Annotated in this window: 12 protein-coding genes and 1 tRNA gene; 7 read left to right on the plus strand and 6 right to left on the minus strand. The window is 67.8% G+C overall.

The window, feature by feature from the left end:
- The first annotated feature begins 14 nt into the window (after window positions 1–14).
- Window positions 15–1,586 carry an exodeoxyribonuclease VII large subunit gene (xseA, locus tag C7I84_RS18010; protein WP_106773599.1) on the plus strand — a complete coding sequence of 524 codons (1,572 nt, stop codon included), beginning with the start codon at window positions 15–17 and terminating at the stop codon, window positions 1,584–1,586.
- A gap of 32 nt (window positions 1,587–1,618) precedes the next feature.
- Here the strand turns inward: xseA and C7I84_RS18015 are convergent, their stop codons facing one another.
- Window positions 1,619–1,906, minus strand: a complete 288-nt coding sequence (locus C7I84_RS18015; protein ID WP_133170113.1) for a hypothetical protein — start codon at window positions 1,904–1,906, stop codon at window positions 1,619–1,621.
- 41 nt (window positions 1,907–1,947) lie between these two features.
- On the opposite strand from C7I84_RS18015, the gene C7I84_RS18020 reads away from it, so the two are divergent.
- Complete coding sequence (locus tag C7I84_RS18020) at window positions 1,948–2,178, plus strand: hypothetical protein (RefSeq protein WP_106773601.1); 231 nt, start codon at window positions 1,948–1,950, stop codon at window positions 2,176–2,178.
- A gap of 40 nt (window positions 2,179–2,218) precedes the next feature.
- A complete protein-coding gene (locus C7I84_RS18025) occupies window positions 2,219–2,728 on the plus strand; it encodes a YciE/YciF ferroxidase family protein (RefSeq protein ID WP_106773602.1) in 510 nt (169 codons plus the stop codon).
- 69 nt (window positions 2,729–2,797) lie between these two features.
- Here C7I84_RS18025 and C7I84_RS18030 read toward each other — a convergent pair whose 3' ends face one another.
- The 4 genes from C7I84_RS18030 to C7I84_RS18045 form a co-directional block, all read right to left on the minus strand.
- Window positions 2,798–3,196 carry a PIN-like domain-containing protein gene (locus tag C7I84_RS18030; RefSeq protein ID WP_106773603.1) on the minus strand — a complete coding sequence of 133 codons (399 nt, stop codon included), beginning with the start codon at window positions 3,194–3,196 and terminating at the stop codon, window positions 2,798–2,800.
- Window positions 3,193–3,903 carry a hypothetical protein gene (locus C7I84_RS18035; protein ID WP_207771026.1) on the minus strand — a complete coding sequence of 237 codons (711 nt, stop codon included), beginning with the start codon at window positions 3,901–3,903 and terminating at the stop codon, window positions 3,193–3,195. The genes C7I84_RS18030 and C7I84_RS18035 overlap by 4 nt, the downstream gene beginning before the upstream one ends.
- Before the next feature lie 208 nt (window positions 3,904–4,111).
- Window positions 4,112–4,188, minus strand: a tRNA-His gene (locus C7I84_RS18040).
- A gap of 219 nt (window positions 4,189–4,407) precedes the next feature.
- On the minus strand, window positions 4,408–4,872 hold the full coding sequence (locus C7I84_RS18045) for a phasin (RefSeq protein WP_106773604.1): 465 nt from the start codon (window positions 4,870–4,872) through the stop codon (window positions 4,408–4,410).
- A 233-nt stretch (window positions 4,873–5,105) separates the two neighbouring features.
- Here C7I84_RS18045 and C7I84_RS18050 point away from each other — a divergent pair, with 233 nt between their 5' ends.
- The 4 genes from C7I84_RS18050 (at window position 5,106) to C7I84_RS18070 (ending at window position 13,819) form a co-directional block, all read left to right on the plus strand.
- Window positions 5,106–9,194 (plus strand): PAS domain S-box protein, encoded by a 4,089-nt coding sequence (locus tag C7I84_RS18050; RefSeq protein WP_106773605.1) that lies wholly within the window; start codon window positions 5,106–5,108, stop codon window positions 9,192–9,194.
- 159 nt (window positions 9,195–9,353) lie between these two features.
- Window positions 9,354–10,520, plus strand: a complete 1,167-nt coding sequence (locus C7I84_RS18055) for an ATP-binding protein (RefSeq protein ID WP_106773606.1) — start codon at window positions 9,354–9,356, stop codon at window positions 10,518–10,520.
- A 261-nt stretch (window positions 10,521–10,781) separates the two neighbouring features.
- Complete coding sequence (locus C7I84_RS18060; protein ID WP_106773607.1) at window positions 10,782–11,831, plus strand: Fe(3+) ABC transporter substrate-binding protein; 1,050 nt, start codon at window positions 10,782–10,784, stop codon at window positions 11,829–11,831.
- A 287-nt stretch (window positions 11,832–12,118) separates the two neighbouring features.
- Window positions 12,119–13,819 (plus strand): ABC transporter permease, encoded by a 1,701-nt coding sequence (locus C7I84_RS18070; RefSeq protein WP_106773609.1) that lies wholly within the window; start codon window positions 12,119–12,121, stop codon window positions 13,817–13,819.
- 282 nt (window positions 13,820–14,101) lie between these two features.
- Here C7I84_RS18070 and C7I84_RS18075 read toward each other — a convergent pair whose 3' ends face one another.
- Window positions 14,102–16,060: an acetoacetate--CoA ligase gene (locus C7I84_RS18075; protein WP_106773610.1), complete on the minus strand. Its 1,959-nt coding sequence runs from the start codon at window positions 16,058–16,060 to the stop codon at window positions 14,102–14,104.
- Between the last annotated feature and the right edge of the window lie 9 nt (window positions 16,061–16,069).

A 16,069-nucleotide genomic window follows, 5' to 3' on the forward strand; every position in this document is an offset into this window, starting at 1 on the left:
GGGTCAATCGGCGCATGGAAGACCTGTTGAGCGAATCGAAGACGAACGCCGCCGAATTCACGGTCAGCGAGCTCTCCAACGCGCTGAAGCGGACCGTCGAGGACGCCTTCGGCCATGTGCGCGTGCGCGGCGAGATCTCCGGCTATCGCGGGCCGCATTCGTCCGGGCATGCCTATTTCTGCCTGAAGGACGACCGGGCGCGGCTCGACGCCGTCATCTGGCGCACCGCCATGGCGCGGCTGAAGTTCCGTCCCGAGGAGGGCATGGAGGTGATCGCGACGGGGCGGCTCACCACCTATCCCGGCAAATCCAACTACCAGATCGTCATCGACAGCCTGGAGCCGGCCGGCGCCGGCGCGCTGATGGCGCTCTTGGAGGAGCGCAAGCGGCGGCTGGCGGCGGAAGGCCTGTTCGACGCGGCGCGCAAGCGCCGGCTGCCCTACATGCCCGGCGTCATCGGCGTCGTCACCTCGCCGACCGGCGCCGTCATCCGCGACATCGTGCACCGCATCAAGGACCGGTTCCCGCTGCGGGTCGTGGTGTGGCCGGTGCGCGTGCAGGGCGACACCTGCGCGGCGGAGGTCACCGCCGCCGTGCAGGGCTTCAACGCCCTGCCGGCCGGCGGGCCGATCCCGCGGCCGGACCTCATTATCGTGGCACGCGGCGGCGGCAGCCTCGAAGACCTCTGGGGCTTCAACGACGAAGCCCTGGCGCGCGCCGTGGCGGCGTCGGACCTGCCGGTGGTCTCGGCGGTCGGCCACGAGACCGACTGGACGCTGGTCGATCATGCCGCGGACGTGCGTGCGCCGACGCCGACGGGTGCGGCGGAGATCGCCGTGCCGGTGCGCGCCGAGCTGGAGGCGCGGCTCGCCAATCTGGGCGCCCGGCTGCGCGGCTGCATCGGCCGCTCCGGCGACCGCAAGCGCACGGCGCTGAGGGCGGCGGCGCGCGCCCTGCCCTCGCCCGACCAGCTGCTGGCGCTGCCGAGGCGGCATTTCGACGAGGCGACCAGCCGGCTGCAGCGGGCGCTGGTGGTGGGCGTGGAGCGCAAGCGAGCCAGGCTCGGCGCCGTGCGGCTGGCGCCGGCGACGCTGGCCAGACAGATCGGCGAGACCCGCCGGCACCTGGAGCGCGATTTCGTGCGCGCGCTGACGGCGTTCCGGGCCGGCATCCGGCAAAGGCGGATAGACTATTCGCGCTGCGCGGCAAGGGTGACGCCGGCGCCGCTGCAGCGCCGCAACGGGCTGGCGCGGCAGGCGCTCGGCGCCCTCGCCGGCCGCCACGACAAGGCGATGGCGCTGCGGCTGGAACGCGTCCGGGCGCGGCTCGGCCAGGCCGACCGGCTGCTGGCGACGCTGAAACTGTCCGACCAGGCGATCCTCGAGCGGGGGTATGCGCTGGTGCTGGGGCAGGACGGCGGCGTGATCAAGCGGGCCGCCGACGTCTCGGCCGGCGCGCCGCTGTCGCTGCGCTTCGCCGACGGCGAGGCGCATGCGGTGGCGACGTCCGGAGAGGCCGCCAGGCCTGCGCGGGGCAAGCCGGCCGACAAGAAGGCGGCGCCGGGCGGACAGGGTTCGCTGTTCTGAGGCCGGCTCAGGTGGCGCCTGGCGCCTTGTCCCTATGGACGCGTCGATGACGTCCCCTCGTCGGCGCCATGATCCTTGCGCGGCAGCCGGTCCGCCTTGCCGGGCGCCGTACGCTGCCGCGGCGGCTCGACCTGGCCGGCAACGCCGGCGTCGGCCATAAACACCATGACCTGCCGGAAGGACTGCTCGACCCGGGCGAGGGCGACGTAGACGATCACGGCGATCGCGACATAGACCGTCGCCATCAGCAGCGGCGGGCCAAGGCTTGCGAGGCGCGGGGGCCGCGACGCATCCGCCGTCCTGTGCGAAGTCCCGTTCACCGTCTCGCCGCCCGCCAGGTTGCGGCCGGAAGCTGCCGGCCATGCTCAGGAAGATCGTCGAAGCCCGTTGCCGGCAGCGCATCGGCCGGGAAATCCGCCCCGCCGCCGCGCAGCCTGCGGCAATCCTGCCAGAAGCGGGCGGAACGGACAACCTTGGCACGGCGTCGCCGCTGCCGGCGGACCCGCGGCTGCGATCGGCCATGCCCTTGAAGACGCTTCTGCGCAGCTGCGGGATGGCCCTCGGCCGCGCAGGCGAAGGAACAATTCCCTGACCCGAAGGTTCGCCGCACTGGACAGTTCAAGGAGAAGACGATGTCGGATGCACGGGAATGGCTCATCCAATGGCTGCGGGACGCCCATGCCATGGAGGAGCAGGCCGAGACGATGCTGAACGGGGAACTGAGCCGGCTGGAGAACTATCCGGAGCTCAGCGAGCGGATCCGCCTGCATGTGGAGGAAACCAAGCAACAGGCCTCGCGCCTCAGGCGCTGCCTCGATGCGCTGGGCGAGGGCACATCCACGATGAAGGACGCGGGCGGCAAGCTGATGGCCATGGGCCAGTCGCTGAGCGGCGTGTTCGCCGGCGACGAGGTGATGAAGGGTTCCCTCGCCGGCTACACCTTCGAGCATATGGAGATCGCGTCCTACACGATCCTCGTTTCGGCGGCCAATGCACTGGGCGAGGCCGAGATCGCCCGTGTCTGCGAGCAGAATTTGCGCGAGGAAGAGGCGATGGCGGAATGGCTTAAAAACAACCTGCCCAAAACCGCGGAACAGTTTCTGGAGCGGAGCAAGTTCGACAGCGATGCCGCCAAGCGGTAGGCCGAGGGTCTGCCAACGAACGGCAATCCGGCGGCGTCTCCTTGGGCGCGCCGCTGCCAGCGACGCAGCTTAGAGGCGCAGCTGACGGATTCGCGAACTCTTCATCGGCAGTTCGAACATGGCACCGCCGGCGACGATGCTTGCTTGTTGCTCGATGGTGGGCCAGAGCGCCATCAGCCGCTCCATCTGTTTAATGAGCGGTGATTTATAGAGCCCGGCGGAGAGGAAGAAGCCAACCAGGTTGGAGTTTTGAAAGGCCACATATTCCGCTTGATTCCTGGTGATGCGGCGATCGCCGGAGATGACGATCCACTGGCCTTCCGCGCTCAGTTCCCCGATCCAGTCGACATCCTTCACGCCTGGACCGAAACGGGCGCGTATATGGATGACCTCATGCTTGCCAGAAAACAGCGCATCCAGTGCTCGTGCGAGTGCAGGCGGAAGGTTCTCGTCAACGAGCACCTTCAAGCGGCACTCTTCAGACTTTCTTCGAAGCGCACCGCGTCACGAACAACTGAGGCGGGTACATCGAACAGTCGCGCGACATCCTCCACCGATCCCTCAGCCCCTACCGCCTGGGCAAGCGCCACCGTCGGCACGCCATACTTCGATGCGATCGGCTGGCCGAACGCGCGCTGCGGGTCGATGACGATCGATTGCTTCCCATTGTACGGCCGCCAGCGCACGACCGCGTCCGCCTCGATATCCAGATCGCGGAACGTGCGTATGATCACATCCCGGAACACATATTGCCGTTTCTTCAGGTCGAGCATACGGCTTTCGCCCGAGTGTTCGACGCTTTCGAGAAAGATGGTGCGACCGTCCGTCCGGAAGCGCTGCGTCGAGAACGGCCGTTCGTCATCTACATAGGTCCGCGCATACTCAAGGCAGTTGCGCACGGCGAGCAGCCCAATGCCCTCGTCGAGAAACGCCTTCACGAATCGCAGTTCGATCAGATCGCGGAAGCCGATCTCGAGGTGCTCGTCGGGGCGGGTGATCTGCGGTCGCCAGAGGGGCGGCATGCGCCGCTCTTGACCCTCTCTCCGATAGGTGTAGCCGCTGAGCCAGCGGTTGACGCTCCCCGGCGAGGTGCGCAACAGGCGCGCAGCCTCCAACGCGGTATAGGACCCTACACCGATTGGCACGCCCTGGAAGATGCGCTCGTGCTTGGTCATGTGCAGAAACTAACCACTTCCTCGAAACGGGCAAGGGGCAGCAACGGTATCGCCAGACAAAACGCGCCATCTCCAAGCAGACGTGACGCGAGCCAGACAACGCGGAAACCACCCGATCATCCGAACGCCGGCAGCAGCAGATGCGACATCGACCACGGCGAAAGCGGGCTTTCGGCGTTAGCCGGCCAAGTCAAAAATGTCTTGGAAATGGTACGGTTGGCTGGGATCGAACCAGCGACCTCCGGATCCACAATCCGGCGCTCTAACCAGCTGAGCTACAACCGCACAGGCTGCCTGGACAGGCCCGCGGCACCGCACCGGGCGCCGCTCGCGAGGTGTGAATAAGAGCAAACGCGCAGCATTTCAAGCCGCAAAAGAAAAAGGCCGGCGGGAGGAGGTGCCGGCCTTTTCCTATGTCGCGCCAGCGGGAGGAGGTGCTGGCGGCATATCCCACGGGACAGAGGGAGGAGGAACTGTCCCGCGGGGAGTGGTGGGTCGCCGGTGTCAGGCGACCTTGATATCCTTGAACGTCTTCTCGAAGACGTCCTTCAGCGGCTTGGCGACGTCCTCGGCGGCCTTGGTGGAGGCGGCCTGCAGATCCTTCGCCTGGGCGACGCCGGTCTCGACGCTCTTGCGCACGAAAGCGGTCTGCAGCTCGATCAGCTCGGACAGCGACTTGGCGCCGACCAGCGCCTCGAGATGGGAGAAGCCGAGCTCGGCATTGGCGCGCAGGGCCGCGATCGTCTTCAGCGACAGATCGCCGCCGGCAGCCTTGGCGGATTCGAACGTGGTCTCGACGGCCTTCTGGGTGCTCTCGGCGCCCGTCTTCAGCTTGGCGTAGACTTCCTTCGACTGCTCGACGCCCTTCTCGGCGAAGGCGCGGAACTGGTCGGTGGCCTTGGAAGCGTCGAAGGTCGGGAATTCAACGGTCTCGGTGAAATCGGCAGGTTTGGTAGCGGTCTTGGACATTTTCCATCCTTTTCGGTGGACGGGCGTGGGCGCCGTCTCGTTCATGCGTAGCCTCCATATAGCGCAATCTTTGCTGCATTGCAACATTATTGTGCGCCGCACCATATCTCGGCCGGATTAACCAAACGCCGAGAAATTCGGCGTCTAGTCAGTCACCCGGTGGACGCGAAAGCGCCCAACTTTTATTAACGATGCGTTAACCCTCAGGGACTCCGTGGGGACAGCGGGCCAGTATGCCATCGACCGCCTATTCGTTCATCGACGTCGCCGTGCTCGAGCCGGTGCGCGAGCGGTTCGCCGCCGGCGACGCCGTCGTCATCCTGTCGACCGACCTCGCCGAACTGCTGTGGGCCAACGGACCCGGAGCGGCGCTGTTCGGCCATGCCGACATCGAGGCGATCGTCGGCGCCGACAGCGGCCTCTCCTTCGCCGCCAGGCGGCAGATCATGGCGACCCGAGGCTATCCCGGGATCGGACGGGACCGCACGGTCGCCGTCCGCCTGGCCGGCGGAGCGGCGGTGATGTTCTCGGCCAGCGCCGTCACCCTGCCCGACGGCGAGGCGGCGATCATGCTGGCGATGCGCGAACCCGCCGAGCGGTCCGCAAAGGCGGCGGCCGAGCAGGCGATCAGCGGCTTCACCAATCCGGGCCACCTTGCCGCGGTCCTCGACGAGGCGGGGTCGGTGGAGGCCGCCTCGCAGGGTTTTGCGGCGCTCGACATCGCCCCGCCCGTGCTCGCCGGGCTGGTGGCCGAGGTTGCCGGCGAAGCCGACCGGCTGGTCAAGAAGATCATCCCCGCCGGCGCCGGCGGCCTGCCGGCCGGCATCGCGCGGCTCGGCGACAGGCCGGCGCGGCACCTGCTGGTGGTGGTGGCGGAAGCACAGGCGGCCGACGCCGGCGCGCCGGAGGTCGCCCGCGACGGGCCGACCGATCACCAGCCGACGGTCGACATCACGGAAACCGGCGCCGGCGCGCCCACTTCGACACAGCAGGTCGAGCCTGCCGCCGAGCCGCTTGAGGTGTTCGCGCAGCCGGCGGACGAAGCCGGGCCGACGGCTTTGCCCGCGCACGGCGGCACCGACGATCCGGATGACGGAGCGGCCGCCGCGGCGCCGGCGACCCCCGACGCGGAACCGGACGAGATGGAAGCGGACGAGGCGGAGCCGGCAGCGTCCTTCGGGGAAACGCCGGCCGAGACGCCCGCAAGCGGGACGGTACCCGGCGAAGCCGCGCCGGCCGACGAGACAGCCTTGGCAGCGGCAGCGGCCGAGACCGAAGAAACGGACGAAGCCGAAGAATCGGTGGAGAGCGGGGCTGCCGCGGCCGAGGCGGGCGACACAGGGACGGAGGCCGACAGCACGGAAGCCGCCGCCGCCGAGGGTCCGCCCCCACCAGCGCGGGTCATCGACCGGACGGCGCCACCCATCCGCTTCGCCTGGAAGACCGATGCGGCCGGCCGCTTCAGCGCCGTCTCCGCCGAGTTCCTCGCCGCAGTCGGCATGGCCGCCGACGCGGTGATCGGGCGCTCCTTCGCCGACGTTTCCGCCACGCTGGGGATCGATCCCGACCGCGAGATCGCCGGACTGCTGGAACGCCGCGACACCTGGTCGGGCCGTTCGATCCAGTGGCCGGTCGCCGGAGCGGAGTTGCGGCTACCCGTCGATCTGGCGGCGCTGCCGGTGTATTCGCGCGACCGCAGCTTCGAAGGCTTTCGCGGCTTCGGCATCGCCCGCGTCGCCGACATGGTTGCCGACGAGAGCAGGACCGAGACGGCGGCGTCCGACGCCGAGGCGCTTGACGCCGGTGCCGCGCCGGCGGAACACGATGCCGAGGAGCCGTCGGCGGCAGAGCCGGGCGCGGAAGAAGAGGCCGCGGACCCGTTCCGCGGCGAGGTTCCCGCGCTCACGATCGTGCCCAAGCCGGACCGTCGCTCGTCGGACAAGATCATCCGGCTGGCCGAACACAGGCCGCCCGCCGGCGAAAGGAGCCTGTCGACGGTCGAACGCAGCGCCTTCCGCGAGATCGGCGAGAAGCTGCGCAAGGCGGGCGGGCTGGAGAACGGTGACGAGGCGAAGGCGGCCAGCGGGACCGAGGCTGCCGAGGCGCCGCACGGCGAGGCCCCGCACGAAGGCGATGCAGACCCGGCCTTCGACGCAAGTGAGATCGAGCCGGAGCCGGAAGCGGACGGCGCGGATGCGTCCGCCAGCGGCGGCGGCGCCGTCACGTCTATGGACGAGGACGGTGCCGAAGCGGCCGAGCCGACCATCCTGCCGGCACCGGGCGCGGCCGAGGCCGGCACCGACCGGCCTTCCGGGGAGACCGGCTTGCACGCCGCCGTGGCAACGGAGGACGGGGAGCATGCCGACGCCATCGCTCCCGGACTGGAGCTGCAACCGGCACCGACCGAAGCGCCGGTTTCGTCGCCCGACCGCAGCGAAGGCGGACCAATCCACGCCGCCGCGACGGCGGACCTGACCATGCGGGATGCCGACCCGCAGCGGGATGCCGAGATCCACACGATCTCGGTCGAACCGGGCGACGGTCCGGCGGCCGCGGAGTCGCCGCAGCCGGCCGTCGAACCGGCTTTCCAGACCGAACCGGCGCAACCGGCGGCGGATACGATCTCACCCGCCGCCGGCGACGGTGGGCCGGCCCCGGTATCGGCGGAGGAGACGCAGGCGGCTGCGACCAGTACCGAGCCGGAGACGACGCGCACCGAGCCCGACTTGACGATCGAGGTGCAGGAGAAGACCGAACCGGCCGGCGTGACGCCGGTCGCGGCGGCGCGCGCGGCGATCGCGGAACTAAAGACCAACGGCCTCGGCCCGTCGGTCGCCGCCGGTGCACCGCTGCAGGACACGCCGATCCTGTCGCGCCTGCCGGTGCCGCTGCTCATCCATTCCGGCGATGCGCTGCACTACGCCAATGACGAGTTTTTGACGCTGACCGGCTTTGCCTCGCTGGAAGCGCTGACGGAAGCGGGCGGGCTGGACGCCCTGTTCGTCGATCCCTACGGGGAAGAGGCGCAGGACGACGTTGACCGGGCGTTGCGGCTGAAGACGGCCGACGGCACGGTGTTCCCGATCGAGGCGCTGCTGCGCTCCGTTCCCTGGAGCGGCGGGCGGGCGCTGATGCTGGTGGTGCGGCGGACGGGCGAGATGGAAGAGGCCGCCGCCGCGACCGACACCCCCAATGTGGAGATGCTGAGGGCGCGCGTCGCCGAGATGCGGGCGATCATCGACACCGCGACCGACGGCGTGATCCTGATCACCAACGAAGGTGCGATCCGTTCGATCAGCCGCCCGGCCGAGGCGCTGTTCGGGATCGATTCGGACGAGATCAGCGGGAAAGCCTTCGTGTCGCTGTTCGCCATCGAAAGCCAGAGGGCGGCGCGCGACTATCTCGCCGGACTGTCAGACCACGGCGTCGCCAGCGTGCTCAACGACGGCCGCGAGGTGATCGGGCGGGAGGCGCAGGGCCGCTTCATCCCGCTGTTCATGACCATCGGCAAGCTGCCCGGCGACAGCGGCTACTGCGCGGTCGTGCGCGACATCACGCAGTGGAAGCGCGCCGAGGAGGAACTCACGCAGGCACGCTCGCTGGCCGAGCGGGCGTCGTCGCAGAAATCCGACTTCCTGGCGCGCATCAGCCACGAGATCCGCACGCCGCTCAACGCCATCATCGGCTTCTCCGAGCTGATGATCGACGAGCGCTTCGGCGCCATCGGCAACGACCGCTACCGCGACTACCTGATCGACATCAACCGCTCGGGCAACCATGTGCTCGACCTTGTGAACGATCTGCTCGACATCTCCAAGATCGAGGCCGGCCAGCAGGAGATGGCGCACGAGGCGGTGTCGCTCAACGAGGCGCTGGCGCAGACGGTGGCGATGATGCAGCCGCAGGCCAACCGCGAGCGCGTGATCATCCGCTCCAGCTTCGCCTCGCGCCTGCCGGATGTGGTCGCCGATTCGCGCAGCGTCCGGCAGATCGCGCTCAACCTCTTGTCGAACGCCGTGCGCTACACCCAGGCCGGCGGCCAGGTCATCGTCTCGACCGCCTACGAGCCGTCGGGCGACGTGGTGATGCGCGTGCGCGACACCGGCATCGGCATGACCCAGGCCGAGATCGAGCAGGCGCTGAAACCGTTCAAGCAGATCAACGCGCTGAAACGGTCGCGCGGCGACGGCACCGGCCTCGGCCTGCCGCTCACCAAGGCGATGGTGGAGGCCAACCGCGCCCGCTTCGCCATCAACTCGACGCCCGGCGAAGGCACGCTGGTCGAGGTGACTTTTCCATCGACGCGGGTGCTGGCGACCTGAGCGTCGGCATTGATCGAGGCCGACCACACGGCGGCTGCTCCAGCTCGGCTCCCAAAGAGCAACGGCGGGTGCTGCCTGTCCATGTCCACGTCAAGTTCGTCTGTGGCAAGCTGAGCCGTCTTCCTTGCAAAATTGGAATTTGACTCCATAATTACATGGATGATTGAACGCCGCATCACGACCGAACTTACCGAACTGCTGGACAGCATGCCTGCGGTGGCGCTGCTCGGGCCCCGCCAGGTCGGCAAGACCACACTCGCGCTCGCCATAGCCGAACGACGACCGTCGATTTATCTCGACCTGGAGTCGGATTCCGATCGCGCTCGGCTTGCCGAGCCGGAGCTTTATCTGGCGGAGCATGAGGACAAGCTTGTCATCCTGGACGAAGTCCATCGGCTGCCGAACCTGTTCCAGAATCTCCGCGGACTGATCGACCGCGGGCGCCGCGGCGGCAGAAGGACCGGCCGTTTCCTCCTGCTCGGATCGGCGTCGATCGACCTCATGAAGCAGTCCGGAGAAACCCTTGCCGGCCGCATTGCCTATGTCGAAATGCACCCCATCGACGGTCTCGAAATCGGCACCGCCGATCTTGGTCGGCTATGGGTACGCGGCGGCTTTCCCGACAGCTTTCTGGCCGCCAGCGACCGCGCCAGCCAGCGGTGGCGGCTGGATTTCATCCGCACCTACCTGGAGCGCGACATTCCCCTCCTCGGCCCGCGTATTCCAGCCGAGACGCTGCGCCGCTTATGGACGATGCTGGCGCACCACCAGTCGGGTCTGCTCAACGCCGCCGAGTTTGCCCGCGCGCTCGGTGTCGACGGCAAGACCGTCGCGTCCTATCTCGACCTGCTGGTTGATCTTCTGTTGGTCCGCCGGTTGGAACCCTGGCATGCCAATGTCGGCAAGCGCCTGGTCAAATCCCCACGCGTCTACGTTCGGGACAGCGGCATCACCCATGCACTGCTCGGCCTCCCCACTCAGGAAGACGTGCTCGGACATCCGGTGGCCGGCGCGAGCTGGGAAGGTTTCGCGATCGAAACCCTTACCGCTGCCGCCCCCACCGGCACGCTCAGCAATTTCTACCGGACGGCCGGCGGCGCCGAGATCGACCTGCTGCTCACCTTGCCGGGCCAGCGCCTCTGGGCCATCGAGGTCAAGCGAAGCCTGACGCCGAAGGTGGAAAAAGGCTTCCACCAGGCCTGCGAGGATCTTGCCCCGGAACGACGCATCGTCGCCTTCCCGGGATCGCAGCGTTTTCCGCTCCAGCATGGCATCGAAGCGATGCCCCTGCAGGATGTCGGCCGGGCCTTGCTCGGCGAAGCATGACGCAGGAAGCGGCGGCCTCCCAAATCTTTCGTGACCGGCCCGGGACGACGGCCAATGCTTTCGGCGTAAGCCGGATATCCATACTCAACTTATTGAAAACATGTCGGAATCCATCCAGTTTAGAATTCTTCTAAACTATTGATATTGTTGGCATTTGTATTGACGGCGGCGGCGGCTTCCTAGAATAGGTTGTTCGTTCCGGAGAGGAACCGCAGAAGAACCGCCCAGGGGCCTTTGCACCCCGCTGACCAGGAGAAGACGATGGCCAAGGGATTGAACCGGTCGAAGCTCGCCGGCTGTGCCGCGCTTGCCTTCGCCACGCTGTTTGCAGGCGCCGCATCCGCCGACGGCACCGTCAACATCTATTCATATCGCCAGCCCGACATCATCAAGCCGGTGCTCGACGCCTTCACCGCAGAGACCGGCGTAAAGACCGAGGTGCTGTTCCTCGACAAGGGGCTGGAGGACCGCATCCTCGCCGAAGGCCAGAACTCGCCGGCCGACGTCATCCTGACCGTCGACATCTCGCGCCTGACCAACGCCAAGGCGAAGGGCGTCACCCAGGCGCTGGACGACGCCACCGTCAACGCCAACCTGCCGGCCGAATACCGCGACCCCGAAGGCCACTGGTTCGGCGTCACCAAGCGCGCCCGCGTGCTCTACGCCTCCAAGGACCGCGTGAAGGAGACGGCGATCACCTATGCCGAGCTCGCCGACCCGAAGTGGAAGGGCAAGATCTGCATGCGCTCGGGCCAGCACGACTACAATCTCGGCCTGTTCTCGGCGGCGATCGCCCATTGGGGTCCGGAGAAGACCGAGGAGTGGATGAAGGGGCTGAAGGCCAATCTGGCGCGCAAGCCGGACGGCGGCGACCGCCCGCAGGCCAAGGCCATCTTCGCCGGCGAGTGTGACCTGGCGCTCGGCAACACCTATTATGTCGGGCTGATGCGCACCAACGAGAAGGAGCCGGAGGAGAAGGAGTGGGGCAACGCCATCAACGTCGTCTTCCCGACCTTCGAGAACGGCGGCACGCATGTGAACATCTCGGGCGCCGCGCTCGCCAAGAACGCGCCGAACCGCGACAACGCCGTCAAGCTGATCCAGTTCCTGTCGAGCCACAAGGCGCAGCAGGTCTATGCGGCGCAGACCTATGAATATCCGGTCGAGCCGGGGCTGGAGCCGTCGGACGTGGTGAAGGCCTTCGGCACGCTGAACGCCGACACGCTGTCGCTCGACGAGATCGCCAAGAACCGCAAGGCGGCCTCCGAGATGGTCGACCGCGTCGGCCTCGACGACGGCCCGAGCAGCTGAAGGCACGCATTCCAATTCGGCGGAGACCGCACTGCCGGGTCTCCGCCGAACAGGCGTAAAAATCATCGCCGTGCTCTTTCGCACCCCCCTCTGTCCTGCCGGACATCTCCCCCGCAAGGGGGGAGATCGGCTGGCCGCTTTGCTTTCGCCAATCGCCGACGCGGCAGAATGCGGGCGGAGAGCGAAGCTGCCAATCTCCCCCCTTGCGGGGGAGATGTCCGGCAGGACAGAGGGGGGTGCTCAAGACCCAGGCCGTAACGCGGCCACAACCGCGTGATGGTTCCGCCATGGACCTGACCGCGGCAGACACAAGCCCGGGCGCAAGTCGCCCGCTGCCGGTCCGCCGCGCCCGCCATCCGCTGATGCTGGCGGCGGCGCTGGCCATATCGGCGATCGTGCTGCTGCCGGTCGCGACGCTGACCGTCATAGCGCTGTCGGGCACCGGCGAGGACTGGCCGCATCTCGCCGCCAACGTGCTGCCGACCGCGGCGATCACCACCGCGGTGCTGATCGCCATGGTGTCGGCGGGGACCGCGGTGGTCGGCGTGACCGCGGCATGGCTGGTGGTCGGCTTCGATTTCCCGCTGCGCCGGCTGTTCTCCTGGGTGCTGGTGCTGCCGCTGGCGGTGCCGCCCTATCTGGCGGCCTACGCCTTCGGCGAGTTCTTCCTGTTCACCGGGCCGGTGCAGTCGGCGCTGCGGGCCGTCTTCGGCTTCCACACACCGCAGGATTACTGGTTCCCGGACCTGCGCTCGACGCCGGGGGCGGCCTTCGTGCTCACCTGCGTGCTCTATCCCTATGTCTACCTGACCAGCCGCGTCGTCTTCCTCATGCAGGGCCGCAACATCGGCGACGTCGCCCGCACGCTCGGTGCGCGGCCGGCGCGCGTGTTCTTCCGCGTGCTCTTGCCGGTGGCGCGGCCGGCGATCGCCGCCGGCGTCGTGCTGGTGCTGATGGAGACCATCAACGACATCGGCGTCGCCGAATATCTCGGCGTGCGCACGCTGACGGCCGCCGTCTACACGACCTGGATCAACCGCGGCAGCCTGGAGGGGGCGGCGCAGCTCGCCGTGCTGATGCTGATCCTGGTGCTGATGCTGCTCGCCTGCGAGCAGTTCGCCCGGCGGCTGCAGCGCTTCCACAACGCCCGCGCCACGCAGATCAGGGCGCGGCCGCCGCGCGTTCGCCTGAACGGCGTTGCCGCCGGCGCGGCGCTGGCGGCGGTGGCAACGCCGGTCGTCTTCGGCTTCGGCGTGCCGCTGTGGGTGTTCGGCCGCTACGCCTCGCGGCGGCTCGACAGCCTGATCAACGTCGATCTGGCAAAGGCCTTCCTGAACAGCGTGCTCACCGCCGGCGTGGCTTCCCTGCTCACCGTGGCGATCGCGCTGTTCCTGATCTATGCGGTGCGCGTCTCGCGCTCCGGTCCGATGCGCGTGCTGGTGCGCCTCGCCTCGGTCGGCTATGCGCTGCCCGGCACCATACTCGGCCTCGGCCTGCTCTATTCGCTGGCCAGGGCCGACAATGCGATCGACGCGCTGGCGCGCGCCCATCTCGGCGTCTCGACCGGGCTGCTGATGACCGGGTCGGCGACCGCGGTCGTGCTGGCCTGCACCATCCGCTTCCTGGCGCTGGCCGAGGGCGCGGTGCGGTCGGGCCTGGAAAAGCTGCCGGCGAGCCTCGACGAGGCGGCGCGCAGCCTGGGCAAGCCGCCGCTCGCCAGCGCGACACTGATCCTCGCCCCGCTGCTCAAGCCGGCGATCCTGACGGCGCTGGTGCTGGTCTTCGTCGACACGGTGAAGGAGCTGTCGGCGACGATCCTGCTCAGGCCCTTCGGCTTCAACACGCTGGCGACGCTGGTCTACGAGAACGCCTCGCGCGCGGTGGTCGAGGACGGCGCGGTCGCGGCGCTGCTGATCATCGCCACAGCCACCGTGCCGGTGATGCTGCTGTCGCGCGCGCTGGCGCGCGACCAGGAAGCGTCGCTCTGACGGAAATCCCCCAAGCGAACGGTTCGCAGGGTCGGCCATGGCACGGCACAAAGAAAAAGGCGCCCTTTCGGACGCCTAGGCTTGATGCTGTCAACTACGGGGGCTTGAGAAAGCAACCCTTGGGAGGGCAGGGATTTCTCCTTCAAGTTGAGGCAACTATGCCGCCCGTTCGTTAACGAGTCCTTACCGCGGAAGGCAAAGCTCTAGCCAACCGTGCCACGTCGGAAATCTAGGTAAATTTGATCGAAAGGTTTGGTTTACCATGTTCGGCCCGGGCCCCTGTCAGGCCTTGAGCTGGAGAAGATCGCGATAGAGCTCCAGCGCCTCGGGATTGGCCAGCGCCTCCTTGTTCTTGACCGGGCGGCCGTGCACCACCTCGCGCACCGCGAGCTCGGTGATCTTGCCCGACTTGGTGCGCGGAATGTCGGCGACGGCGACGATCCTGGCCGGCACGTGGCGCGGGCTGGCACCGGTGCGGATTTTCGCGCGGATGCGCTTTTCCAGCTCCTCGTCGAGCGAGACACCCACCGCCAGCCGCACGAACAGCACGACGCGGACGTCGTCGTCGAAATCCTGGCCGATGCACAGCGCCTCGGCGATCTCCGGCATCTGCTCGACCTGGTTGTAGATCTCGGCCGTGCCGATGCGCACGCCGCCGGGGTTGAGCGTGGCGTCGGAACGGCCGTGGATGATCAAGCCGCCATGTTCCGTCCATTCGGCGAAATCGCCATGGCACCAGATGTTGTCGAAGCGCTCGAAATAGGCGCCGCGGTACTTCTTGCCGTCCGGATCGTTCCAGAAGCCGATCGGCATGGACGGGAACGCCTTGGTGCAGACGAGCTCGCCCTTCTCGCGCTCGACATGCAGGCCGTCGTCGTCCCACACGTCCATCGCCATGCCGAGGCCGGCCGCCTGGATCTCGCCGCTCCACACCGGCAGGGTCGGGACACCGAGCACGAAGCAGGAGACGATGTCGGTGCCGCCGGAGATCGAGGCGAGATGCACGTCCGCCTTGATCCCCTCATAGACGAAGCGGAAGCCCTCCGGCGACAGCGGCGAGCCGGTGGAGAGCACCGCCCGAACGGTCGAGAGCTCGTGCGTGTCAATCGGCCTCAGCCCGGCCTTGCGCACGGAATCGATGAATTTCGCCGAGGTGCCAAAATGGGTCATGCCTTCCCGGTCGGCATAGTCGAACAGGATGTTGCCGGAGGGATGGAAGGGAGAGCCGTCATAGAGCAGCAGCGTCGCCCCGACCGCGAGCCCCGACACCAGCCAGTTCCACATCATCCAGCCGCAGGTGGTGAAGTAGAAGACGCGGTCGCCCTCGCGCACGCCGGCATGCAGCCGATGCTCCTTGACGTGCTGCAAAAGCGTTCCGCCGGCCGAATGGACGATGCATTTCGGAATGCCGGTCGTGCCGGAGGAATAGAGGATGTAGAGCGGATGGGCGAAGGGCAGCGGCTCGAAGGCGACCGGCTTCGCCGCGAAGCCGGCGGTTGCCGACGCCAGCGTGGCCGCGCCCGGAACGGCCGCCGCCGCCGCCTCGGCACTGCCGAGATAGTCGACGATCAGCACCTTGCGCAGGCTGGGCAGCTTCGCAGCGACAGCCGCCACCTTGGCGGCAACGTCGATCGCCTTGCCGTTGTACCAGTAGCCGTCGGGCGCGATGAAGACGACCGGCTCGATCTGGCCAAAACGGTCGAGCACGCCCTGCTCGCCGAAATCGGGCGAACAGGACGACCAGACGGCGCCGATCGAGGCGGTGGCGAGCATCGCGGCGATGGTCTCGGGCATGTTCGGCATCATGGCGGCGACGCGGTCGCCCGCCTTCACGCCCAGCGATCGCAGGAGTTGCTGCAGCTTCGATACAAGCGCGTGCAGGTCGTCCCAGGAAAAGCGGCGGTCGATCTTGTCCTCGCCGCGGAAGACCAGGGCGTCGCCGCTGCCCGTCCTGCGCAGCAGGTTTTCCGCGAAATTCAGGCGTGCGTCGGGAAAGAAGGCGGCGCCGGGCATGCGGTCGCCGTCGATCAGCAGGCGATCGCCCTTGTCGCCGCGGATGGCGGCAAAATCCCACACCAGCGACCAGAAGGCGGCACGATCCTCGACCGACCAGCGATGCAGCTCGGCATAACCGGCAAAGGCCCTGCCGGCTGCGCTTTCGGCAAGCGCCGTGAAGGCCGTGATTGGCGCCTCGCCGATGCGCGCCGCATCCGGAATCCACAGTGGCTGCGTGCTGCTCATGCTTTCCTC

Source organism: Kumtagia ephedrae, assembly GCF_003012745.1.
GTDB lineage: Bacteria > Pseudomonadota > Alphaproteobacteria > Rhizobiales > Rhizobiaceae > Kumtagia > Kumtagia ephedrae.

Coding starts and splice junctions, on each gene's coding strand:
- C7I84_RS18075 (WP_106773610.1), bottom strand. CDS start 16,060: ATGAGCAGCACGCAGCCACTGTGGATTCCGGATGCGGCGCGCATCGGC.
- C7I84_RS18070 (WP_106773609.1), top strand. CDS start 12,119: ATGGACCTGACCGCGGCAGACACAAGCCCGGGCGCAAGTCGCCCGCTG.
- C7I84_RS18060 (WP_106773607.1), top strand. CDS start 10,782: ATGGCCAAGGGATTGAACCGGTCGAAGCTCGCCGGCTGTGCCGCGCTT.
- xseA (WP_106773599.1), top strand. CDS start 15: ATGGAAGACCTGTTGAGCGAATCGAAGACGAACGCCGCCGAATTCACG.
- C7I84_RS18035 (WP_207771026.1), bottom strand. CDS start 3,903: ATGACCAAGCACGAGCGCATCTTCCAGGGCGTGCCAATCGGTGTAGGG.
- C7I84_RS18045 (WP_106773604.1), bottom strand. CDS start 4,872: ATGTCCAAGACCGCTACCAAACCTGCCGATTTCACCGAGACCGTTGAA.
- C7I84_RS18055 (WP_106773606.1), top strand. CDS start 9,354: ATGATTGAACGCCGCATCACGACCGAACTTACCGAACTGCTGGACAGC.
- C7I84_RS18050 (WP_106773605.1), top strand. CDS start 5,106: ATGCCATCGACCGCCTATTCGTTCATCGACGTCGCCGTGCTCGAGCCG.
- C7I84_RS18025 (WP_106773602.1), top strand. CDS start 2,219: ATGTCGGATGCACGGGAATGGCTCATCCAATGGCTGCGGGACGCCCAT.
- C7I84_RS18020 (WP_106773601.1), top strand. CDS start 1,948: ATGCTCAGGAAGATCGTCGAAGCCCGTTGCCGGCAGCGCATCGGCCGG.